This window comes from Pseudarthrobacter sp. B907, assembly GCF_040137805.1.
Taxonomy (GTDB): domain Bacteria; phylum Actinomycetota; class Actinomycetes; order Actinomycetales; family Micrococcaceae; genus Arthrobacter.
This window is the reverse complement of record NZ_JBEEQE010000004.1, coordinates 124007-147111: the sequence shown is the minus strand read 5'-3', so window position 1 is coordinate 147111 and position 23105 is coordinate 124007. Positions and strand designations below refer to the sequence as shown.

Here is a 23105-nt window from a genome sequence, read left to right as displayed (position 1 = left end):
CGCTAGATTTAGGCCATGAGTAAGTACGTCGAGGGCGAGGCCACCGTCCATCTGCAAGACCTCGTTGAGGGCACCGAAACCGTTGAGGACTTCCTGGACGGGCTCTCGGAGTTCGCTGCGTCAACCCTGAGCCACTTCGCCGGGACGGATATCGAATGCGGCGTGACCCTCCAACGACGCAGAAAGACGATGACCGTCGCAGGGTCCAGCCCCACCGCGGTGATGCTGGACCAGATCGAGCAGAGCCTGGGGGAGGGCCCCTGCATCGAGGCGCTGCGGACGAAGACCATGGTGCTCCTGGCCGACGTGGCCACCGACCCGCGCTGGCCGGAATACCAGGAACAGCTCGCCGCGCACGGCTGCCGGAGCACCCTTGGCGTCCCGCTGGAAATCGGAGACGACTCCACGGCGGCGCTGAACTTCTTCGCACCCGCGACCGGCGTCTTTACCGCCGAAGTTGTGTCCGAGGCCGCCGGATTGGCCGACATCGCCGGCCGGGCGCTGCGCCTGGCCGTCCGGATCGGGACCGCCCAGACCCGTGCCGAGGACCTGCAGGCCGCCATGGAGCACCGAACCTCCATCGACCTGGCGTGCGGCGTCGTCATGGCGCAGAACCGGTGCTCGCAGGAGGACGCGATGGCCATCCTCACCCGGGTCTCCAGCAACCGGAACCAAAAGCTCCGCGACGTCGCCGCCGAGGTGCTGGGGAACGTTACGGGTGAGGAAATCCACACGCACTTCGAGGGCTGACCCTGCGGCCTGCTGAACGTGCGGCCCTAGGATGAAGGGGATGACCACCACACGCCCCGCAACCTTCAGCCTCCGCAGCATCGCCGTCCCCGCCTTCGGCCCGGCCCTGCTGTTCAGCATCGGCGAGGGCGCGATCCTGCCCGTGGTGGCCCTGTCCGCCCGGGACCTCGGCGCCTCGGTGGCCGTCGCGGCGCTGATCGTGACACTGATCGGGCTGGGCTCGTGGTTCTTCAACCTGCCCGCGTCGCTCCTGACCCTGAAGTTCGGCGAGCGCTGGGCGATCGTCGGCGCGGCGGCCGCGAGCGCCGTCGCCCTCGCCGCCGCCGCCCTGGCGCCACTGGTGCCGGACGGGATCTGGCTGCTGGCCGCGGCGATGGTGGTGGTGGGTATGGCCGCCAGCGTGTTCAGCCTGGCCCGGCAGAAGTACCTGACCGAGGCGGTTCCGGTGATCCTCCGGGCCCGGGCGCTCTCCACCCTGGGCGGGGTGAACCGGATCGGCATTTTCATCGGCCCGTTCATCGGCGCGGCGGTAATGCCGTTCGGCGGCATCAGCGCGGCCTACTGGGCAGGCGTGGTGGCGATGGCGGCCGCCGCGGCCCTGTCTATGACCATCCCCGACCTCGTCGCGGCGGCCGCCCCGGCGGACGGTACCCCCGTCCGGCAGCCGACGCTGCGCAGCGTCGCGGCCTCCCACGCCGGGGTGTTCCTGAGTGTGGGCATGGGGGTGCTGCTGCTGAGCGCGCTGCGTGCCTCCCGCCAGGTGGTGATCCCGCTCTGGGCCGATCACCTCGGCATGGACGCGACCGGCGCCTCGCTGATCTACGGCCTCTCCGGGGCCATCGACATGCTGGTCTTCTACCCGGCCGGCAAACTGATGGACCGCAAGGGCCGCCAGTGGGTGGCGGTGCCCTCCACGCTCATTATGGGCACGGCCCTGCTGCTGATCCCGCTCAGCACCGGATTCGTGGGCCTGCTGCTCGCGGCGCTCCTGATCGGCTTTGGCAACGGCATCAGCTCCGGGCTGAACATGACCCTCGGCGCCGACTTCTCGCCGGACAACGGGCGCGGCCAGTTCCTCGGGATCTGGCGGTTCCTGGCCGACGCCGGCGCCACCGGCGGCCCGGTGCTGCTCTCCGGCGTCACGGCCGCCGCCTCCCTCGGGGCCGGGGTGGGGGCCACCGGCGTGCTGGGCTTCGCCGCTGCCGCCGTCTTCGCCATCACCATCCCCCGGCTCCGGCACCGCCGGAACTACTGAGGGTTCCCAGGCGCGCTTCCCCAAGCCGTTGTGTCCCAACTGACTCGCAGCTGGGGCCGTTTTCAGCGCCCAAAACGGCCTTAGCTGCGAGTCAGTTGGGTCCGGCGTCGTGCGGCGTGGCCGAACAACCACACCAGGGCGACCGTGGCGAGGTAGCCGGTAATAACGATCAGCGAGGTGCCTGCCCAGAAGTAGTTGGTGGTGCTGCCTTCCTGGCCCGGCCCGGGCGCGATTTTCAGCAGCGAGTAGGCGGCCACGGCGGCGGAGGCTAGCCCGGCCAGCACCGGGACGGCGACCCACAGCCGAGCGGACGCCCAGTGGCTGTTGTAGCCCTCCCAGACATTCCAGCGGCGTCCGGTGCGCATGATCAGCCAGCCCGCGGGCAGCGTGAAGGCCCCCACCACCAGGAACGCCGCCACCACATCGGCGGGCCGGTGCCACTGGTTAATGAGCGTGGACACCCCGGTGGCGACGGCGAAGCTGCCGCCCAGGAACCCCGCCAGCGGCCGCCAGCGCGGCGACACCATCAGGAACACTGCGGCCGCGGCGGAGGCGGCCAGCGTAGTGTGGCCGGAAGGGAGGGAATTGAGCTCAAGGGTCTCGATGCCGCGGAACGGACGGACCGGGACCAGGTCCTTGAGGACCTGGGTGGCGACGTTGGCGCCCGTGGCGGCCAGCACAGCGATGCCGGCGGCCCTCCAGCGGCGGCGGGCCACCGTCACGAACAGGACCACCACCGAGGCGATCAGCACGGACAGGGCCGGGAGCCAGTCGAGGAGTTTGTTGCTGGCTTTGCCGGCGGCGCCGTGGATTTCCACAGCCTCGACCAGCGCCGATTCGTCAATGAACTGGCCGGTGGTGGTGCGCACGAAGAAGTAATATGTGGCGGCGAGGGCGGCGGCGCAGCCAAGGGTTGCCAGCAGGAAGAGGAAGCCGGCGGCCCCGCCCGGACGGGAGGGCTCCGGGGCCGGCGGCGTCGAGGGGTGTCCGCCGGGACGCGCCGGGGCGCGTCCGGGGAAGCGGTCCCGCCTGATGCCGGGTGCCGCCTGACCGCTGCTGCGTTCCTGCCGAAAACTCATCGCTATACAGGTTCCCACAGAACGCTAGGACCTGCCTGACGGTCGGCCGGGAACCGGCAGGATTGACCGGCGGCGCGAACCGGACCAGAGTCGTCCCATGAGCAACCTGGAACGCGGCACCGACGCGGCCGCCGCAGCGGCACAGCACCCGGACCCCGCCTTCCCCCGCTTCCATCCTCGGCCGGCGCAGGGCTGGATCAACGATCCCAACGGCCTGTGCTACCTCGGCGGCAGGTACCACGTGTTCTTCCAGTACAACCCGGACTCGGCGCGGCACGACCGGATCTGCTGGGGCCACCTGAGCTCCCCGGACCTGCTCCGCTGGGAAGAACACCCCGTGGCGCTCCGGCCCCAGCCCGGCGGTCCGGACGCGCTGGGCTGCTGGACCGGCGTCGTGACAGACGACGGCGGCGTGCCCACCGCGGCGTCCTCGGGCGTCAGCACCGCGGGCGGGCACTCCCAGGTGGTCCTGGCCCGGGGATCCCAAGGACTGACGCAGTGGCGGCAGGAAGGGCAGGTGGCCGCGCCTGTACCCGCGGACCCCCACGTCACGGCGGTGCGCGACCCCTATCTCTTCACCTTCCACGGCCGGCGCTACGCCCTCCAGGGCGCTGGCCTGGCGTCAGGTCACGCGGCCGTGCTGCTCTACCGCGCCGACAAGCTGGACGACTGGCGCTACGAAGGCATCTGGTTCAGCACCGAGGATGCCCTGGCGGCCCGGCACCTTCCGGCGGAGATCTGGGAATGCCCGCAGCTGGTCCGTGTTCCGGACTCCTCCGGGGCGGAAACCTGGCTGCTGATGGTCTCCCTCTGGCTCTCCTCGGACTACCACCACCACTCCAACGGTGTGGGCTACCTGCTGGGGGCCCTCGCCGAGGACCCCGTCACCGGGCTGCCGGTCTTCACCCCGGCGAAAGGCGGCAAGGCGGACCTGGGGCCCGACTTCTATGCGCCACAAATCCTGTCCCTGCCGGACCGCGCCCTGCTGTGGGGCTGGTCCAACGAGGTATCGGGGCTGGACGGGCGCGCCGGTCGCGGGCAGGAGCAAACGGACGCCGCCGGCTGGGCAGGGCTGCTGACCTTCCCCCGGCAGCTGGCCGTGCACGGCGGCACCCTCGCCGTTGAGCCGGCGCCGGAGCTGCGCGGGTACCGGGGCGCGCTGCGCGCCAAGGGCGCCGCCGGAACACTGCGCCTGCCGGGAGGTGCAGCCGAAGCCGTGGTCACCGGCGGGGAGGGCAGGATCCGGCTCGTCCTGGCTTCCGCGGCGCAGTCCCGCCCGGTCTTCGCGGACACCGTGGCCGGCGGCGACGAGCTGAGGATCTTCGTGGACGGCTCGATTGTGGAGGTCTACCGCCACGGCTCGGTGCCGGCGACGCTGCGCGCCTACCCGGCGCCCGGTGAACAGTGGCGACTGGAACTGCCGCACGGCGCCGCAGCCGATGTCTGGGAGCTGCGGCAGCCAGCGACCACGTAGCGCTGCCGCCCAAGACAAGTAGCCGCTACTCGTGTCCGGCCCGGGGCGGCGTCCCTAAACTCGCAGGACCGGTGTGGCTGTTCCCGCCGGAAGCTCCTTGGGCGGGGCCGATGCAGACGAGTGACCTAAACCAGGAGCTCACCCCCAGTCGACGTCGGCCCGCCCAAGGCCCCACCCCGGCGCCGGTAGAGTACATCCATGCCCTCCAGTGCCGACACCCCTCCCGCTCCCGGCCTGAACCCCGGGGGCGTGGACGAACTCCTGGACGTGGCCCGGGTGGTTAGCCTGCCGATGCGGGTGAAGTTCCGCGGCATCACCCAGCGCGAGGCTCTGCTGCTGCCGGGCCCGCTCGGCTGGGGCGAGTTCTGCCCCTTCCCCGAATACGGCGACGCCGAAGCCTCCGGCTGGCTGGCCGCCGCGATCGAGGCCGGCTGGCAGGGCTTCCCCGAACCCCGGCGGACCAGCATCCCGGTCAACGCCACAGTCCCCGCGGTTGCCGCGGAGCGCGTGCCGGAGATCCTGGCGCGCTTCGGCCGGGTGGACGCGGTCAAGGTCAAGGTTGCCGAGCCGGGCCAGACGCTCGAGGACGACGCCGCCCGGGTAGCCGCCGTCCGTGCCGCGCTGCCGGACGCCGCGATCCGGGTCGACGCCAACGGCGGCTGGGACGTGCCGGCCGCCGTCGAGGCGCTGACCCGGCTGGCCGCCGTCGGGCTCGAATATGCCGAACAGCCGGTGCCGGACATCGCAGGCCTCGCCGAGGTGCGCCGCCGGCTTCGGGCCGCCGGCGTACCGGTGCTGATTGCCGCGGATGAGAGCGTCCGCAAGGAGGACGATCCCCTGAAGGTGGCGCGGGCCGGCGCCGCGGACCTGATTGTGGTGAAGGTGGCGCCCCTGGGCGGCGTGCGGCGGGCCCTGGACATCGTGGCGCAGGCCGGGCTGCCCGCCGTCGTCAGTTCCGCCCTGGACACCTCCGTGGGGATCCGCGCCGGGCTGGCGCTCGCCGCTGCCCTGCCCGAGCTGCCCTATGCCTGCGGGCTGGGCACGGTGTCGCTGCTCGCCGCCGACGTCAGCCGGGATTCCTTGGTCCCCGACGACGGCGCCATCCGGCTCCGGGACGTCGCGGTCGATGCCGGGCTGCTGGCCGAGTACGCGGCCCCGCCGGAACGCAGGGACTGGTGGCTGGACCGGCTCCGGCGGGTTTACGCCCTCATGGCAGCAGGGCAGATCCGGTATGGGAAGATGAAGCCATGACTTCCCGCGGCCCCGTATGGCTCCCCAAGAGGGGTGGCCGTTGGTGGGGAGGAATGGGCGGCACCGGTCTGTTGATCATGATGAGCATTGCCGGATGTTCGGTTCCCGGTGCACCGGCGTCCCCCGCCGCCTCGAGCGAGGCCGCAAAGCCGGAAGTGCCGGCGTCATCGTCGGCGTCAGGCCCAGCACAGGACATTTCGGGCACCGGAAGCACGGCGTCCGCGGCTGCTTCAGCCCCAGACATCAGGGCCACCGTGCAGGCAGCCTTACGGACACTGGTCGGGTCGGCCCCGCAACCGAGCCGGGAGCAGATCCGGACCAGTCTGGCCGATGCCGGCTTTGCCCCCGCCACGGTAGAGGTTTCCGCCCCGCGCACTCCAACTGGCCTGGCCGTAGATGCAATGGACGTCGGCGTGTTGCGAGGCGGCCAGTGCGTGATGGCGCAGATCCGCTCCGGAAACGTGGAAGCCAGTATATTGCCGGCTCTGAAGAGCGGAAGATGTTTTATCGGCAAGGCCAACGGGTAGTGGGGACTCTGCTGACCCGTCGTTCCGAAGTCCGGAAGCGATCGAAACCGGGCCCCCGTCGCCCCCTGCTGCCGATCGTGCAGGTGGTGGGTGAACTCCTCATCACACTGGGGGTGATAGCGCTTCTCTTTGTGGCCTGGGAATTGTGGTGGACCAACGTTGAAGCCGACGCCGCCCAGGGTGCCGCGGTGAAACAATTCGTCCAGGAAAATCCGGTGCCCTCCACCCCTACCGCCGGGACTTCTGCGGGAAGCGCAGCGGCCGCGGGAGGTACGGGGTCCCAGATCCCGGTGGTCGGAACGGCACCCGCCCACGGCAAGGCGATCGGGGTGATCTATATTCCCCGTCTCGGCGCCGACTACAGCCGCCCGATCATCGAGGGCACCAGCCCGGACGTCCTGGACACACTCGGCCTGGGCCACTACGGAGGAACGGCGATGCCGGGGGCCGTGGGGAACTTTGTGCTGGCCGGCCACCGTCAAACCCACGGCGCCGTGCTCGATGCCATCCATACGCTGGTGCCCGGGGATAACATCTACGTCCAGACCGCCGACGGGTTCTACACCTATGTCTTCCGCAACCAGGAAATTGTCTTGCCGGACCGCACCGATGTGCTGGCGCCGGTGCCGACTGAACCGGGCGTAAAACCGGAGCAGGGAATTCTGACTTTGACAAGCTGCAACCCGCGTTTCGGGTCGCAGGAGCGCATCATCGCCTACTCCGTTTTTGATTCGTGGCAGCCGCTCAGTGCCGGGCCGCCGGCCGCCATTGCGAAGCAGCTCGCTGAGCTGCAGGGAAAGGGATAGGCCATGTACGGTTGGATCTTTCGACACCTCCCCGGGCCCCTGTGGGCCCGGGTGGCACTGTCCCTGGTGCTACTTGCGGGGGCCCTGGTGGTGTTGGTTCAGTTTGCTTTCCCTTGGATCGCTGATGTTACAAATCTGACCGGGGCTACTGTCGGACAGAACTGAGAGTCGAGCCTGAGTTAACCGGAACTTCACCGACAGGACCGCTCCGCGTAGTCCGGCGCTGACAGGGTGGCGGGGACGCAACCCCCTGCCTTGGAAGGTCTCTCCCATGTCTGTCCCCACCGGACGCAAGTTCTCCCTGCTGCCCATGCTGGGCCACACGAAGGGCAAGCGCAGCCCCGTGACCTGCGCGCTCAAGTGTGACAACGCCTGCTCGGGCGAGGTCTGCAACAGCAGCTCCAACGACTACTTCCGCGACATTGCCTCCGCCACGATGTCCCGCCGCTCCGCCCTCGGCTTCGGCGCCGCCGGCGCGCTCGCCGTCGTCTTTGGCAACGCCGTGACCTCGGCGCAGCCGGCCACCGCAGGCGGCCCGGGCCTGGCCGCCGCCGCCAAGGACGGCTTTGGCAAGTCCAAGCTGACGTTCACCGCGATCGCGCCGGTTGACGCCGCCGTCGACGCGTTCACCGTCCCGGCAGGGTTCACGTGGCAGCCGATCATCCGCTGGGGAGACCCGCTCTTCAACGATTCGCCCGCCTTCGACGTCGACCGCCAGAGCGCCGCAGCGCAGGCCCGCCAGTTCGGCTACAACAACGACTACACGGACATCCTGCCCCTGGACGACAAGAACCGCCGGGCCGTGCTCTTCACGAACCACGAGTACACGAACGAGAACATCATGGTTCCGGCAGGCTTTGACGCCGCGGAGAAGCGGGCCATCGGCCGCGCCGCCCACGGGCTCACCGTCGTCGAGCTGGAACGCCAGAACAAAAATCAGCCGTGGAGCTACGTCAAGGGCGCGGAACTGAACCGGCGCTTCCTGACCGACACCAGCTACGAACTGACCGGCCCCGCCGCCGGCTCCGCGCTGGTCAGCACCGTGGCCGACCCTGCCGGGCGGACCATTAAGGGCACGCTGGGCAACTGCTCCGGCGGCACCACCCCCTGGGGCACCATCCTCTCCGGCGAGGAGAACTTCAACGGCTACTTCGTGTCCGCCGGCACGTCCGCCACGGACAAGCGCTACGGCCTCACCAGCAAGCCGACCGCCCGGCAGTGGGAGCTCGATGACCCGCGCTTCGATACGCGCAAGGAGGGCTACGCCAACGAAAGCAACCGCTTCGGCTGGATCGTGGAGGTGGACCCCCTCGACCCGAACTCGACGCCGAAGAAGCACTCCGCGATGGGCCGCTTCAAGCACGAGGGCGCCAACGTGATTGTGGCCGCTTCCGGGCACGTAGTTGCCTACATGGGCGACGACGAGCGCTTCGACTACCTCTACAAGTTCGTCTCCAAGGACAAGTACCGCGAAGGCGACCGCAAGCACAACCTGACCCTGCTCTCCGAGGGCGACCTCTACGTTGCCAAGTTCACCGGCGACTCCCCGGCTGCCGAAATCGACGGCTCGGGCAAGCTCCCCGCCGACGGCGCCTTCGACGGTTCAGGTGAATGGCTTCCGCTGGTCGTGGGAGGCAAGCCCATGGTTCCCGGCATGTCGGTCGAGGAGATCCTGGTCTACACCCGCGTTGCCGCGGACAAGGTCGGCCCCACCAAGATGGACCGCTGCGAGGACGTCCAGCCGAGCCTGCACACCGGCAAGGTCTACGTGGTCTGCACCAACAACTCGGACCGCGGCAAGACCGGCAAGGAGGGCGCCACCGAGGTCAACCCGCGCACGCTGAACCGTGACGGCCACATTGTGGAAATCACCGAAACCGGGGACCAGACCTCCACGAAGTTCAACTGGAACCTGCTGATGGTCTGCGGCGATCCGGCCAAGAACACCTCCGCCTACTTCGCCGGCTTCCCGGCCGACCAGGTTTCGCCGATTTCCTGCCCGGACAACGTGGCCTTCGACTCGGTCGGCAACATGTGGATCGCCACCGACGGCGCCCCCTCGAGCATCGGTTACGCGGACGGCCTGTTCAAGGTCACCCTCGACGGGCCGGAGCGCGGCCGCGTGGAGCAGTTCCTTGCCGTGCCGCGCGACGCCGAGACCTGCGGGCCGATCATCCACGACGAGGAACGGCATGTGTTCGTCGCCGTGCAGCACCCGGGCGAGGAGGGCTCGTTCGCGGCCCAGCACTCGGCGTTCCCGGACTACGTGCCCGCCGGCGCGGCGCCGAAGCCGGGCCAGGCCCGGATTCCCCGCCCGTCCGTAGTCCAGGTCTTCCGCACCGACGACTAGCACTCCCGACGCTCCCTCACGTCTGGCAGCTTTCGGGCCGACGCTCCGTCACGTTTCGCATTCCATCAGCGGGACGTGGGGGAGCGTTTGCTGTTTGGGGGCCGGATGTGAGGGAGCGTCCGGGGCGGCGGGGAACTGATAATTTGAACAGTGTGAATAATCCGGCCGAAATGGTTGTCCCCAGAGTCCAGGCAGCTATTGCCCATGCCTTCGGCGAGGAGTTCCGCCAGACCGACCCGGTGATCCGGCCCTCGCAGTTCGCGGACATCCAGATCAACGCCGCCATGGCGCTGGCCAAGAAGGTCGGGCTGGCGCCGCGTGACGCCGCCGCCAGGATCGTGGATGCCCTGGACCTCGACGGCGTCTGCAGCCTCGTGGAGATCTCCGGGCCGGGCTTCATCAACCTCACCTTCGACGGCACCTGGATCGAGGAACTGCTCAACACGCCTGAGCCGACGGGCGGGCAGCCGGAGCCGGTGCACCGCGTCGTCGTCGACTATTCCTCCCCTAACGTGGCCAAGGAAATGCACGTCGGACACCTCCGCACCACCGTCGTCGGGGACAGCATTGTGCGCGTGCTCGAGGCGCTGGGCCACACGGTGATCCGGCAGAACCACATCGGCGACTGGGGCACACCGTTCGGCATGCTGATCGAGCACTGGCTCGAGGTGGGGGAGGACTCGCCGGAGGCCGCCCTGCTGGTTGATGACCCGAGCGCCTTCTACCAGGCCGCGCGGGCGAAGTTCGATGCCTCCGCCTCCGACCCCGACGGCTTCGCCACCCGTGCCCGGCTGCGCGTCGTGGCGCTGCAGGGCGGGGACGCGGACACCTTCGCCGTCTGGCAGCGGCTCGTGGCGCAGTCCAAACGCTACTTCAACGCGATCTACGCGATGCTCGGCATCAGCCTCACGGACGACCACATAGCCGGCGAAAGCTCCTACGACGCGCACCTGGCACAGCTGTGCCAGGAACTTGAGGAGCGCGGCATCGCCCGGATCAGCGAGGGCGCGCTCTGCACCTTCCCGGCCGGCTTTACCGGCCGCGACGGCGACCCGCTGCCACTGATCATCCGCAAGTCCGACGGCGGCTACGGCTACGGCACCACCGACCTCGCCACCATCCGGTACCGGATCCGGGAGCTGGCCGCCGACCGCGTGCTCTACGTGGTGGGCGCCCCGCAGAACGTGCACCTGCGCATGGTGATGGCCACCGCCCGCGACGCCGGCTGGCTGCCGGACATCGTGGAGGCCACCCACGTCCAGATCGGCAACGTGCTCGGCGAGGACGGCAAGATCCTCAAGTCCCGCGCCGGCAACCCGGTCAAGCTGATGGCGCTGCTGCAGGAGGCCGTGGACCGCGCCCGCGCCGTCATCGACGCCAGCAGGCCCGAGCTCAGCGACGAGGAACGCGCCGTCACCGCCCGCCAGGTGGGCATCGGCGCGGTCAAGTACGCGGACCTCTCCACCGGCCACGACACCGAGTACGTCTTCGACTTCGACCGGATGCTCGCGCTGACCGGCAACACCGGCCCGTACGTCCAGTACGCCGCCGCCCGGATCCGCTCCATCCTGCGCAAGGCCGGCGCGCTGGAGCAGCACCTCGGCGCCGCCGGCGGGGCCGGCGCCGCCGGCGGGGCCGGCGCCGCCGGGGCTCGGGCCGGCGCGGCCGTGCCGGCGGCGACGATCGCCGTCGTCGAACCCGCCGAACGCGCGCTGGCCCTGCACCTGCTCGAATACGACGCCACGCTGCAAAAGGTCGGCGAACTGCTGGAACCGCACCGGCTCTGCGCCTACCTGTTCGAACTCGCGCAGCTGTTCACCTCCTTCTACGACCAGTGCCCCGTGCTCAAGGCCGATGACACGGTCCGGGAATCCCGGCTGGCCCTGTGTGGACTCGTGCTGCGCCGGCTCTCCAGCGGCCTGGACCTGCTGGGCATCGAGACGCCGGAGAACATGTGAGCCCGGACGCGGCCGCGGCAGGCCCCTCAGGGGCCGGTCCCCTGGCCTCGGTGGAGGCAGCGCGGATGGCCGTCGCCGCCCTGATCGGGTCCGGGGTGCGTTACGTCGTGGTGGCACCGGGGTCCCGCTCCGCGCCGATGGCCTACGCCCTGGCCGAGGCCGACGCCGCGGGCCGGGTCGAACTGCTGGTCCGGATCGACGAACGCGACGCCGGCTTCACCGCCCTGGGCCTGGCCCTGGCCACCGGCGCCCCCGCCGCCGTCCTGACCACCTCGGGCACCGCCGTCGGGAACCTGCTGCCGGCCGTGATGGAAGCCAACCATGCCGCCGTGCCCCTGGTGGTCCTCTCGGCCGACCGTCCCGAGGAACTCCGCGGCACCGGGGCCAACCAGACCACCGTGCAGCCGGACCTGTTCGGCGAGCACGTCCGCTTCGCCGCCGACGTGCCGGCGGGCGAGAACCCGCTCCGGGCCGTCGAGACCGCGCTGAACGCCGCCACCGGCGCCTTCGAGGACATCCCGCCCGGCCCGGTGCAGCTGAACCTCGCCTTCCGCGACCCGCTGGTCCCCGCCGCGCGCGACAGCCTGGGCGAGGGCTCCGACCGCCGGATCCACCAGGCCGCGCGGCACCCGCTGGCGCTGGACTTCCCGGCCGCCTCCCCGGCACTGCCCGAGCGGCGCACCGTGGTTCTCGCCGGGCACGACGCCGGACCGGTCGCCGAGGCGTTCGCCCGCGCCCACGGCCTGCCGCTGCTCGCCGAACCCTCCTCCAACGCCCGCTTCGGCCCGAACGCCGTGGGACCGTACCGGCTGCTGTTGGAGCACTTTGGCCCGGAGTCCGGACAGCCGATCGAACGGGTGGTGCTGTTCGGCCGGCCCACGCTATCCCGGCCCGTGTCAGCCCTCCTCGCCCGCGCCGACGTGCCGTCCGCCCTCTACCAGCCCGTTCCGGTGGCCTGGTACGAGCCCGGCCGGCGCACCGAACTGCCGCTCGAGACCCTTGCGGACCTGGCTGACTTTGCCGGCCGGGGCAGCGCGGCGTGGCTCGATGCCTGGCTGCTGGCCGGGGCGGCCGCCCAGCACGCCCTGGACCTGGTGCTCGCGGAGTCGGCCGCCGCTTCTTCCGATGCCTCGGGCCCTGCCGTGGGCGCCTTAGTTTGGGAGCACACGCGCGGGCAGTTGGTCTTGGGTTCCTCCAACGGGATCCGCGACGTCGATTTGTCCGGCACCCCGGCCCCGGAACCGCAGGCCACCGTCTTCGCCAACCGCGGACTGGCCGGGATCGACGGCACCCTCGCCACGGCCACCGGCATCGCCGTCGGCGGTCGGCAGGAAACCACGGTGCTGCTTGGCGACGTGACCTTCCTGCACGACGCCGGCGGGCTGCTGCTCGGAGCGGGCGAGACCGAACCGGCGCTGCGGATCGTGGTCCTCAACGACGCCGGCGGCGCCATCTTCGGGCTGCTGGAGCACGGCGCCGTCGAGCAGTCCGGCCGCTACGGCACCGCCGTCGAACGCCTCTTCGGCACCCCGCACTCCGTGGACATCTCCGCCCTCGCGGCGGCGTACGGCGTCGCCCACCGCACGGTCAGCACGACGGCGGAGCTCGCCGCGGCGCTGGCGGACCCCGTGCAGGGCCGCAGCATCATCGAGGTGCGGACCGACCGCCACGGCCTCCGCGAACTGCACGGGCGAATCCGCGAGGCCGTGTCCGCCGCCGTGGCGGGGGTCCTCGGGCGTTAGGCCGGACCAACCACCGCATACCCGGGAGAGTGAGAATCGATGCTGTCTGAAACGTCGAAGCGTACTGACGAGGCCCGCTTGAGACGGCGTGGTTTCCTCCTCGAAGGAATCACCTTGGGCTGGAACGTCATTGGCGTAGTCGTTCTGGCCGTTGCCTCGATCGCGGCCGGCTCGGTGGCGTTGGCTGGCTTCGGCCTGGACAGCCTGATCGAAATCGGCGCCAGCGCCGTGGTCATCTGGGAGCTCTCCGGGGCCGGGGAACGGCGCCAGCGTATAGCGCTGACGTTGATCGCCGGGGCGTTCGTGGCACTGGCCCTCTACCTCACTATCCAGTCCGGCGTCGCGCTGTGGGCCGGGCACCGTGCGCAGCCCAGCACGGCCGGGATGATCTGGACGGCGGTGACGGCTGTGGTCATGTTTGTCCTCGCCGCGGGGAAGGCGCGTACGGGCAGAGCCCTGGGCAACCCCGTCCTGACCGCAGAGGGCAGGGTGACCTTTATCGATGGGCTTCTGGCCTCCGCCGTGCTGGCCGGGATCCTCCTGGATGCCCTCGCCGGGTGGTGGTGGGCCGACCCGGTGGCCGGCTTTGTGATCGTCTACTATGCGATCCGCGAAGCTGTTGCCATCTTCCGTCACGCACACTGACCATCCGCCGGAAAGGGCTACGAAAACGGACAGCCGCTACGTGGGTCCACGTAGCGGCTGTCCGAAATCGGTGCAGAAAGTTGCTCCCTAGAGCACCCGGCTCAGGAACTCCTTGGTGCGGGCGTGCTGCGGGTTCGCGAGCACCTCGCGCGGGTCGCCGGATTCCACCACGACGCCGCCGTCCATGAAGGTCAGGCGGTCGCCGACCTCCCGGGCGAAACCGATCTCGTGGGTCACCACGATCATGGTCATGCCGGACTTGGCGAGATCCTTCATGACGTTCAGCACGTCGCCCACAAGCTCCGGGTCCAGGGCGGACGTCGGCTCATCGAAGAGCATCAGTTCCGGGTCCATGGCCAGGGCCCGGGCGATGGCCACGCGCTGCTGCTGCCCGCCGGACAGCTGCGAGGGGTAGTGGCCGGCCCGGTCCGCGAGTCCAACCCGGTCCAGCAACTCCAGTGCCCGCTTCCGGGCGGCGTCCTTCGGCTGGCCCTTGACCTGGACCGGAGCCTCCATGACGTTCTGCAGCGCCGTCTTGTGCGGGAACAGGTTGAAGCGCTGGAAGACCATGCCGATCTCGCGGCGCTGGGCCGCGATTTCCTTGGTCTTCAGATCATGCAGGCGGCCGTTGACCTCGCGGTAGCCGATCAACTCACCGCCGACGGAAATCCGGCCGGCGCTGATGGTTTCAAGAAGGTTGACGCAGCGCAGCATGGTGGACTTGCCGGAGCCGGACGGGCCGATCACCACCGACACTTCGCCCTGGTTGACGGTCAGGTCGATGCCGCGCAGCACGTGATGCTGCCCGTAGAACTTGTGGAGGCCTTCGATCTTGACCAGCGGGTTCTCAGTGGTGATCGTCATCGTGCACTCTCCTCGGGGAAGTCCGTCTTCATCGAGCGCTGCGCGTCAGCACCGGCTCCTGCGGCCTTGGCGGCTGCGGGGTTCACCGCGGCAGGGGACAGGTTGTCCACGCCCTTGCCGTAGTAGGCCTCGATGAAGTGCTGGCCGACCATCAAAATGCTGGTGATGACGAGATACCAGATGGCCGCCACGATGAGCAGCGGCACCGGCAGGTACGTCCGGTTGGCCAGCGTGTTGGTGGCGAAGGTCAGGTCCAGGGTGAACGGGACCGCGAGCACCAACGAGGTGGTCTTCAGCATGCCGATGGTTTCGTTGCCGGTCGGCGGCACGATCACGCGCATGGCCTGCGGCAGGATGATCCGCCACATGATCTTGGTCTTGCCCATGCCCAGGGCTTCGGCTGCTTCCATCTGGCCGCGGTCCACCGATTTCAGGCCGGCGCGGAAGATCTCGGCAAGGTAGGCCGATTCGTTGAGGCCCAGACCCAGGATCGCCGCAACCGTGGCCGTCACGATGGTGCTGGTGTCTACGCTGAGGAGCTCCGGTCCAAACGGGACGCCGGCGCTGATCTTCGGATAGAGCACGGAGATCAGGCCCCAGAACACCAGCTGCGTGTAGACCGGAGTGCCGCGGAAGAACCAGACCCAGACCCAGCTGGACCAGCGGAAGACCGGGTTGTCGGACTGCCTCATGAAAGCCAGCAGAATCGCGAGGATGATGGCCAGTACCATCGAGGCCACCGTCAGGAGCAGCGTCCAGCCGACACCCTGGACCACTTTGACGTCCAGGATGTACGTGCCGACGATGTCCCACCGGAAGTTGCGGTTGGTGACCAGGGACTGCAGGAACACGGCGAGGAAACCGAGGATGATTATCGCGCTGATCCAGCGGCCCGGGTGCCGCACGGGCACGGGCTTGTTCAGGACCGGTGCTGCGTGGTTGTGCTTACTTTCCATCCCTACCCCTGATGAGTGGTCGGTGGCGGGAAGACTCAAGACGCGGCCGCCGGGTTGACCTCGGACTTGGTGATGGCACCTTCAGCGTTGCCCCAGCCCTCGAGGATCTTCTTGTAGGAGCCGTCCTGGATCAGCTTGGTCATCGTCTTCTGGATGACGTCGGCGAGCGCAGTGTCAGACTTGGCAACGGCGATGCCCTGCGGAGCGGCGTCGTAGACGTCGCCGAGCTTCTCCAGCTGCCCGTTCGTCTGGGTCAGGGCGTAGCCGATGATGGGGGAGTCAGCAGCCATGGCGTCGATGCTGCCGTTGACCAGCCGGGTGGTCACATCGGTCTGGTTCTTGAGCGTGACGATATCGATCGGCTTCTTGCCTTCCGCCGTGCACTTCTTGTTCCGGTCCGACAGATCCGGGTCTTCCTGCACGGTGCCGGTCTGGACGCCAATCGACTTGCCGCAGACGTCGTCAAGGGAGAACTTCTTCGGGTTGCCCTTCTGCACGGCCCAAGCGGTGCCGGCATTGAAGTAGCTGACCATGTTCACGGCGCCGAGGCGCTCCTTGTTGATGGTGAAGGAGGAAATGCCAAGGTCGTACTTCGGGCCCAGCGCGGGGAGGATCCCGGTGAACTCGGCGGTCTGCACCTGGACTTTGAGCCCCAGGGTGGCGCCGATCGCCTTCGCGATGTCGACGTCGTAACCAACCGCCGTCTGGCCGTCGTTGCCGAGGAACTCCGCCGGAGCGTAGCTCGTGTCAGCGCCGATGGTCAGGGTGCCCTTGGACTTGATGGCCGCCGGAACCATGGCCGCCAGCGCATCGTCCTTCTTGACCGTCGTGGGGTCGAAACTGGCCTTGGCGGCGCTGCCCGACGGCGTCGCCGCGCCGCCCGTACCGGTCTCGGAGGCGTTGGTGCAGGCCGAGAGCGCGAGGACGCCGACGGCGAGCACGGCGGCGGCCTTGACTTTGGAGTTGCTCAGGAGCGAACGGGAGATCTGCATTTTTCTTACCTTTTGTTGCAGGGGATGCGAAAACTAAGTCGGTGTATAGTGTATCGCCGAACAAGAGATGTGCGTCACAGAAAACTTAGTTTCACTATTGGATAACTAAATGCCGGCGGTTTTCAAGGGGTGCCGCGTGGCCAATGTCTGTAATGACGGATTCGCCTCGCCGGCCACAGAGGGGCCGGACTTCCCGGTCAGCTGCTGATGCCGAGGGATTCCAGCATCGGCCGGAACTTCGCCCAGGTCTCGGCCAGTTCCGCCTCGGGAACGGATCCCTCGACGACGCCGCAGCCGGCGTAGAGCCGGACCGTGTCCGGGGACTCGATGACCGCGCCGCGCAGTGCGATGCCCCACTCGCCGTTGCCCGCGGCGTCGAGCCAGCCGACCGGACCGGCATACGGGCCGCGGTCCAGGTGCTCGAGTTTGCGGATCAGGGCCCCGGCCACGGTGGTGGGGGTGCCGCAGACCGCGGCCGTGGGGTGCAGGGCGTTGATCAGGGCCAGGCAGGTGGGCACGTGGCCCTCGACCTCGGTCAGTTCGGCCTTGACGTCGGAGGCCAGGTGCCAGACATTAGGCAGTTCCAGGATGAACGGCTCGCTGTGGGCGTTCATGGCCTCGGAGAAGGGTGCCAGCTGGGTGGTGAGCGACGCGATGGCGATGTCGTGCTCGTGCCGCTGCTTCTCGGAGCCGGCCAGGACCCGCTCGGCGAATTCCATCGGCGAGCCGGCCATGCCCTCGGCGTCGCGGCGGTCCAGGGTCCCGGCGAGGACACGGGCCTGCGCGGTGCGGCCTTCCACCTGGATTAGCATTTCGGGGGTGGAGCCCACGAGGCCGTCGACGCCGTAGGTCCAGCATTCGCGGTAGCGGACGGCGAGCTGGCGCAGGATCTCGGCGGCGTTCACGCCGTCGGGCACGGTGGCGACAATGTCGCGCGCCAGCACCAGTTTCTCCAGTGCCCCGGTGCGGATTTCCGCGACGCCCTCGGCCACGGCGGCCATCCAGTCCGCCTCGGTGAGGGATCCGGTGCTGAGCTTCGCATCCCGCGACGGGGTCTCCGACGGCGACGTCTCCGACGGCGACGACTGTTCCGCCGTCGCCGGGTCCGCCGTCGGCCCGTCGCCGTCCGCGTCCAGCCACCGGCGCAGGGCGGCGCGGGCGCCGGCCGCGGTGAGCTCGCCGTCGTCGAAGGTGAGCTGGGTGAGCCAGGCTTTGCCGTCGCGCAGCCCCACCACGATTTCGGGCACAATCAGCCGGGATTCGTGCGCTGACACCTTGGAGAAGGCGAAGGAGCCAAAGGCCACCGGGCCGGTTCCCGGGCAGTCGACGGCGTCGCTGATCTCCGCTTCCAGGACCAGGTGCCGCCACCAGATGTCCGCCTCGAGGAAGCGCTCCGGACCGGTGGCGGTGAAGCGGGCGACCTCGCCGAAGCCGACCAGGCCGGCCTCGCGACGGGTCCAGCACAGCACGTCATCACGGACCAGAAACGACGGCAGCCCCCCGGGGAACGAATCTGCATCGAGGGGGACTGTCAGTGTCCTGATAATTCTGGTAGGGAGGGCGCTCGTCATGATGAGACAACACTACTCCCGCCGCACGCCGCGCCCCGGCCGGGCCCGTGGTTAGGGGGTGCGTCGAAGATTTGAGACAATAACGGGGTGAACCGAGCATCCTTGGATAAGCGTCCGGACGAAGTAGCCACGATGTTTGACGACGTCGCCCCTAAATACGACGTCGTCAACGATGTCCTGTCGATGGGACAGACGCGCCGCTGGCGCCGGATCGTCGTCGAAGCCATGGACGTGAAGCCCGGCCAGCGTGTGCTGGACCTCGCCGCGGGAACCGGCACCTCCAGCGAACCCTACGCCGACGCCGGGATCGACGTCGTCGCCTGCGACTTCTCCCTGGGCATGCTCAAGGTGGGCAAGCGGCGCCGTCCGGACATCAACTTCGTCGCCGGTGACGCCACCCGTCTTCCGTTCGCGGACAACACCTTCGACGCCAGCACCATTTCCTTCGGCCTGCGCAACGTCAACGAGCCCAAGAAGGCCCTTGCCGAGATGCTCCGGGTCACCAAGCCCGGCGGCCGGCTGGTCATCGCCGAGTTCTCCCAGCCGGTGGTGCCGCTCTGGCGCACCATGTACACCGAATACCTGATGCGTGCACTGCCCGCGATCGCCGTTAAGGTCTCCTCCAACCCGGACGCCTACGTGTACCTCGCCGAGTCCATCCGCGCCTGGCCGGACCAGGACCACCTCGCCGCCTGGCTGCAGGAGGCCGGCTGGGAATCCGTCACCTACCGGAACCTCAGCGGCGGCATCGTCGCCGTGCACCGCGCCCAGAAGCCGGCCGGCACCGACCCTGCCGCGGGCGCCAGGGCTCTGGCGAACCACAGCGGGCCCGTGGCCAAGCTGCGGCGCAACATCACCCGGCCCGAGCGGTAGCTGATCGTTGCCGTGAAAGCACTGATCGTCGGGGCGGGGCCGGCCGGATCCACCGCCGCGTTCTACCTTGCCCAGGCCGGCATCGACGTCACGGTGCTGGAGAAGACGAGCTTTCCGCGTGAGAAGGTTTGCGGCGACGGACTCACCCCGCGAGCAGTCCGGGAGATCCAGAAGCTTGGCCTGCCGCACCCGGTAGCCGACGGCTGGCGACGGAACAAGGGCCTGCGCCTGATCGCCGGCGGCCGCACCATTGAACTGCCCTGGCCCGAGGTCTCCGACTTCCCGCAGTACGGCCTGATCCGCACCCGCCTCGGCTTCGACGAAGAACTTGCCCGGCACGCCCAGTCCGCGGGCGCCGTCGTACTGGAACGCCACAGTGTCACCGAAGCGCTGCGCGCCGAGGACGGCCGCGTCACCGGCGTCCGCGCCGCACTGCTGGACGACGCCGGCCGGAAGACCGGCGAAACTCAGGACTTCAGCGCCGACGTAGTGCTCGCCGCCGACGGAAACTCCACCCGCACCGCCGTCTCGCTGGGCATCCAGAAGCGCGACGACCGTCCGCTCGGCGTGGCCGTGCGCACCTACTTCACCAGCCCGCGGCACGACGACGACTGGATGGAAGGCTGGCTGGAGCTTCCGGGCCGCGACGGCAAGCTGCTGCCCGGCTACGGCTGGGTGTTCGGCGTCGGGGACGGCACCTCCAACGTGGGCCTGGGCATCCTGAACTCCTCCAAGGAATTCGGCAAGCTGGACTACAAGCAGGTCCTGCGCGAATGGACCGCCGGCATGCCCGCGGACTGGGGCTTCACCCCGGAAAACCAGGTGGGCGAGATCCGCGGCGCCGCGTTGCCCATGGGCTTCAACCGCACCCCGCACTACTCGCCGGGCCTGCTGTTGCTCGGCGACGCCGGCGGGATGGTCTCCCCGTTCAACGGCGAAGGCATCTCCTACGCCATGGAATCCGCCCGCTTCGCGGCCGAGTTCATCATCGACACCGCGGCGCGGTCGGCTTCGGCAGGCTGGAGCACGGACGACGCCGACGCCCGGCTCGCCGGCTACGCGGACCATGTGCGGGACCAGTGGGGCTCGCACTTCACCCTGGGCCGCGCCTTCGCCGCCGTGATCGGCAAGCCAGCCGTGATGAAACTGGCGCTCCGGACGGGCATGCCCATCCCACTGCTGATGAAGTTTGTGGTCCGGCTGCTCGCCAACCTGACCGACCCCTCGGCCAAGGGCACTGAGGACCGGATGATCCGCGTCCTGGAAGCCCTGGTCCCGGCCACGTCCAATACCCGGCCCGTTTCAGACTCAACCCCGCGGATTCCGCAACAAAAAGTTAGGGTTAACCCGTGACCAACTCTGCAGACCAAAGCTGGACGCACGCCGGGCACGGCCTGCCGAGCGCTGAACCGGACCTGAACACCACCGCCATTGCCACCGGGCTCCAGCTGCCGGCCGGTTTCGCGGCGATCGCGGGCGACCCGGAACTCGGCCCGGCCATCACCACCAACCTGGCCCGGGTGGAGAAGAAGCTGCGCGAGGCCATCGCCAACTCGGATCCGCTGGCCGACGCCACCTCGCGCCACCTGGTGGAAGCCGGCGGCAAGCGCATCCGGCCGCTGCTGACCCTGCTCTGCGCCCACCTTGGCGACGCCTCGCTGCCGGCCGTGGTGCAGGCCGCCGTCGTCGTCGAACTGACGCACCTGGCCACGCTTTACCACGACGACGTGATGGACTCCGCCCCGTTCCGCCGCGGCGCCCCCACCGCGCACGAGGTCTGGGGCAATTCCGTGGCCGTCCTGACCGGCGACCTGATCTTCGCCCGTGCCTCGATCCTGGTTTCCGAGCTCGGGTCCCGTGCGCTCGGCATCCAGGCCCGAACCTTCGAGCGGCTCTGCCTCGGCCAGTTGCACGAGACCGTGGGCCCGCGCCCGGACGAGGATCCGGTGGCGCACTACCTCTCCGTGATCGCGGACAAGACCGGCTCGCTGGTGGCCGCGTCCGGCCAGCTCGGCGCGATCTTCGCCAACGCCGATCCGGCCTACGAGTCGCTGCTGGTGGAGTACGGCGAGAAGGTCGGCGTCGCCTTCCAGCTCGCCGACGACGTCATTGACGTCACCGGCGTCAAGGTCAAGTCCGGCAAGTCCCCGGGCACCGACCTGCGCGAAGGTGTGCCCACCCTGCCCGTGCTGCTGCTGCGCAAGGCGGCGGACGACGGCGACCAGTCCGCGGCCGAACTGTTGAAACTGATCGACGGCGACCTCAGCTCGGACGAGGCCCTCGCGGCCGCCGTCGCCGGTCTGCGCGAGCACCCGGTGACCGCCGAGTCCTGGACGGTGGCGCGCGCCTGGGCCGATGAGGCGATTGCTGCCCTCGCGCCGCTGCCGGAGGGTGTGGTCAAGGATTCGCTGACCAGCTTCGCCCACGCTGTGGTGGACCGCAGCAGCTAGTTTCTGCGGGCCTGCCGGGGTGGCCGCCGCTGGGGCCGCCTGGGAGGGTAGTCGCCGTCGGGCGCTTTGCCGCGTCTGTTGCGCCAGAGTCTCTTAAACCGGAATGGCCCCGGTTCCTCACAACGTTACGAGTCGTCCGTTGTGCGGAACCGGGGCCATTTCTCCGTTCGCATCAGATTCACCGGAGGCATTTGGTGAACCCAAGAATGAGCTTATGACAGTTGTGTCATGCTGTCTAGCGCATTTGTAAATTTGTTGTCACGGATTGGCGGACTGCGTTCCGGGCCGGGCGGGGGCACTTTGAGCCTCCATCGCTGAACCCCGGGCTGCCCGCCGGCGTGTCCGTGTCAATGTGCCCCCGGGCGGTGTTGGGGTTGTGGGGCGCGCAGTGGGTGTGTCGCGCCGGAGTTGTCTGCCGCTAGGCCGGCGGGCCTGTCAGTGGGTCAGCCTGGCGGTGCCGGGGCACATCGTCGTGATGTGGGCTGCGTTCCGGGCCGGGCGGGGTACTTTGAGGCCTCCTTCGCTTAACCCGGGGCTGCGCGGCGGCGTGTCCGAGTCAATGTGCCCCCGGGCGGCGACGAAGTCATCCACATAGCGCAGGAGGGGCGGTCTCCGCTGGCTCCTGATACAGCACAGTGGCGCCATGAATGTTGCCATGTTTCTGAGCTCCAGGGGCGGTACGGCCAGCACAGCTGACCTTGCCCGCGCGGGGTTCAGCCGCAGCCAGCTGACCAGGGCCGTGGCCGAGGGCGTCATAGCGAGGATTCGCCGGGGGCATTACGGCCTGCCCCAGGGCGCCAGCGCCCACCGTGCCGCGCGTGAGCTGGGGGCCAAACTCACATGTCTCTCTGCCGCGCCGAGCTACGGTTTGTGGACGCTGCTGCCCGCCCAGCGCCTGCATCTCTGTGTCGGGCACCGGGCAACGCCGTCCGGCTCCGTGGCACATGGACGCTGCCGGCATCCCAGGCATCCGTGGCTTCCTGTCGTCGGACTGGCCGACGTCCTGATGCACGCACTGCACTGCCTGCCGGAGCTGGAAGCCCTCGTCATGGTCCAGTGCGCTGTGGGGCGCGGGGACATCAGCCTGCCGTTTCTCCGGGGCAAACTCGCCGGCAACCGCAACGCTCGTGCCAGATCGGTGCTGGATCTAGTCATTCCCAGGGCTGATTCGCTGCTGGAAGTGCTCGCCAACACCTGGTTCCGCCGGGCCGGTCTGCAGGTGCGGAGGCATGTGGAGATTCCGGGCGTGGGGGAGGTGGACTTCCTTGTCGAGGGCTGCCTCATTGTTGAGACGGATGGTGAAGCGCATCTGGAGCCTCGGCAGGTCAAGAAGGACCGGCGGCGGAACAATGCCTCCGTCGTCGGAGGTTATCTGGTGCTCAGGTTCAGCTACGACGACGTCGTCTATCACCCGGAGCGGATGCTCGCCCAGGTCTTCGCGGTGTTGGAGGTGCGGCGCCGGGGTGGCTTCCAGCCGTGAGTGCCGGGCTGTGCAGGCGTTCCGGGGCTACTTTGACGTCGTAGCGCGGCGATCCGTGGCCGGGCGGCGGCGTGTCCGTGTC

19 protein-coding genes are annotated in these 23105 nt (G+C 69.1%); 14 read left to right on the top strand and 5 right to left on the bottom strand.

The features are described from left to right. The first annotated feature begins 15 nt into the window (after positions 1–15). Entirely contained in the window at positions 16–750 is a 735-nt protein-coding gene (locus ABLI39_RS05080; RefSeq protein WP_349412341.1) for a GAF and ANTAR domain-containing protein, read from the top strand. 40 nt (positions 751–790) lie between these two features. Next, a complete protein-coding gene (locus ABLI39_RS05075; RefSeq protein WP_349412340.1) occupies positions 791–2005 on the top strand; it encodes an MFS transporter in 1215 nt (404 codons plus the stop codon). A gap of 80 nt (positions 2006–2085) precedes the next feature. On the opposite strand, the gene ABLI39_RS05070 is transcribed toward ABLI39_RS05075, so the two are convergent. Next, positions 2086–3084, bottom strand: a complete 999-nt coding sequence (locus ABLI39_RS05070; protein ID WP_349412339.1) for a phosphatase PAP2 family protein — start codon at positions 3082–3084, stop codon at positions 2086–2088. 97 nt (positions 3085–3181) lie between these two features. On the opposite strand from ABLI39_RS05070, the gene ABLI39_RS05065 reads away from it, so the two are divergent. From ABLI39_RS05065 to ABLI39_RS05035, 8 genes are all read left to right on the top strand, one after another. After that, positions 3182–4558 carry a glycoside hydrolase family 32 protein gene (locus tag ABLI39_RS05065; RefSeq protein WP_349412338.1) on the top strand — a complete coding sequence of 459 codons (1377 nt, stop codon included), beginning with the start codon at positions 3182–3184 and terminating at the stop codon, positions 4556–4558. Positions 4559–4756: 198 nt separating this feature from the next. Continuing rightward, positions 4757–5809 (top strand): o-succinylbenzoate synthase, encoded by a 1053-nt coding sequence (locus ABLI39_RS05060; RefSeq protein WP_349412337.1) that lies wholly within the window; start codon positions 4757–4759, stop codon positions 5807–5809. Next, positions 5806–6336, top strand: a complete 531-nt coding sequence (locus tag ABLI39_RS17395; protein WP_502935185.1) for a DUF6993 domain-containing protein — start codon at positions 5806–5808, stop codon at positions 6334–6336. The genes ABLI39_RS05060 and ABLI39_RS17395 overlap by 4 nt, the downstream gene beginning before the upstream one ends. Continuing rightward, positions 6309–7142, top strand: coding sequence for a class E sortase (locus ABLI39_RS05055; RefSeq protein WP_502935188.1), 834 nt, complete (start codon positions 6309–6311; stop codon positions 7140–7142). The genes ABLI39_RS17395 and ABLI39_RS05055 overlap by 28 nt, the downstream gene beginning before the upstream one ends. A gap of 271 nt (positions 7143–7413) precedes the next feature. Next, positions 7414–9492, top strand: coding sequence for a PhoX family protein (locus ABLI39_RS05050; protein ID WP_349412335.1), 2079 nt, complete (start codon positions 7414–7416; stop codon positions 9490–9492). A 170-nt stretch (positions 9493–9662) separates the two neighbouring features. Next, on the top strand, positions 9663–11450 hold the full coding sequence (argS, locus tag ABLI39_RS05045) for an arginine--tRNA ligase (RefSeq protein ID WP_349412334.1): 1788 nt from the start codon (positions 9663–9665) through the stop codon (positions 11448–11450). Positions 11451–11515: 65 nt separating this feature from the next. After that, complete coding sequence (menD, locus tag ABLI39_RS05040; protein ID WP_349412467.1) at positions 11516–13192, top strand: 2-succinyl-5-enolpyruvyl-6-hydroxy-3-cyclohexene-1-carboxylic-acid synthase; 1677 nt, start codon at positions 11516–11518, stop codon at positions 13190–13192. Between the two features lie 114 nt (positions 13193–13306). Continuing rightward, complete coding sequence (locus ABLI39_RS05035; RefSeq protein ID WP_349412333.1) at positions 13307–13837, top strand: cation efflux transmembrane domain-containing protein; 531 nt, start codon at positions 13307–13309, stop codon at positions 13835–13837. Between the two features lie 87 nt (positions 13838–13924). Here ABLI39_RS05035 and ABLI39_RS05030 read toward each other — a convergent pair whose 3' ends face one another. The 4 genes from ABLI39_RS05030 to ABLI39_RS05015 all read right to left on the bottom strand — a co-directional run bounded on the left by ABLI39_RS05030 (position 13925) and on the right by ABLI39_RS05015 (position 18220). Next, on the bottom strand, positions 13925–14701 hold the full coding sequence (locus ABLI39_RS05030) for an amino acid ABC transporter ATP-binding protein (protein WP_349412332.1): 777 nt from the start codon (positions 14699–14701) through the stop codon (positions 13925–13927). Then, positions 14698–15657 (bottom strand): amino acid ABC transporter permease, encoded by a 960-nt coding sequence (locus tag ABLI39_RS05025; protein ID WP_349412331.1) that lies wholly within the window; start codon positions 15655–15657, stop codon positions 14698–14700. Before ABLI39_RS05025 ends, ABLI39_RS05030 begins: the two co-directional genes overlap by 4 nt. A 35-nt stretch (positions 15658–15692) precedes the next feature. After that, positions 15693–16649, bottom strand: coding sequence for an ABC transporter substrate-binding protein (locus ABLI39_RS05020; RefSeq protein ID WP_349412330.1), 957 nt, complete (start codon positions 16647–16649; stop codon positions 15693–15695). A 197-nt stretch (positions 16650–16846) separates the two neighbouring features. Continuing rightward, positions 16847–18220 (bottom strand): isochorismate synthase, encoded by a 1374-nt coding sequence (locus ABLI39_RS05015; protein WP_349412329.1) that lies wholly within the window; start codon positions 18218–18220, stop codon positions 16847–16849. Between the two features lie 87 nt (positions 18221–18307). Between ABLI39_RS05015 and ABLI39_RS05010 the strand changes: the two genes are divergently transcribed. From ABLI39_RS05010 to ABLI39_RS04995, 4 genes are all read left to right on the top strand, one after another. Beyond that, positions 18308–19093, top strand: a complete 786-nt coding sequence (locus ABLI39_RS05010) for a demethylmenaquinone methyltransferase (RefSeq protein ID WP_349412328.1) — start codon at positions 18308–18310, stop codon at positions 19091–19093. Positions 19094–19105: 12 nt separating this feature from the next. Next, positions 19106–20446, top strand: coding sequence for a geranylgeranyl reductase family protein (locus ABLI39_RS05005; protein WP_349412327.1), 1341 nt, complete (start codon positions 19106–19108; stop codon positions 20444–20446). After that, complete coding sequence (locus tag ABLI39_RS05000) at positions 20443–21543, top strand: polyprenyl synthetase family protein (RefSeq protein ID WP_349412326.1); 1101 nt, start codon at positions 20443–20445, stop codon at positions 21541–21543. Before ABLI39_RS05005 ends, ABLI39_RS05000 begins: the two co-directional genes overlap by 4 nt. A 643-nt stretch (positions 21544–22186) precedes the next feature. After that, positions 22187–23023: a type IV toxin-antitoxin system AbiEi family antitoxin domain-containing protein gene (locus ABLI39_RS04995; protein WP_349412325.1), complete on the top strand. Its 837-nt coding sequence runs from the start codon at positions 22187–22189 to the stop codon at positions 23021–23023. Positions 23024–23105 lie beyond the last annotated feature (82 nt).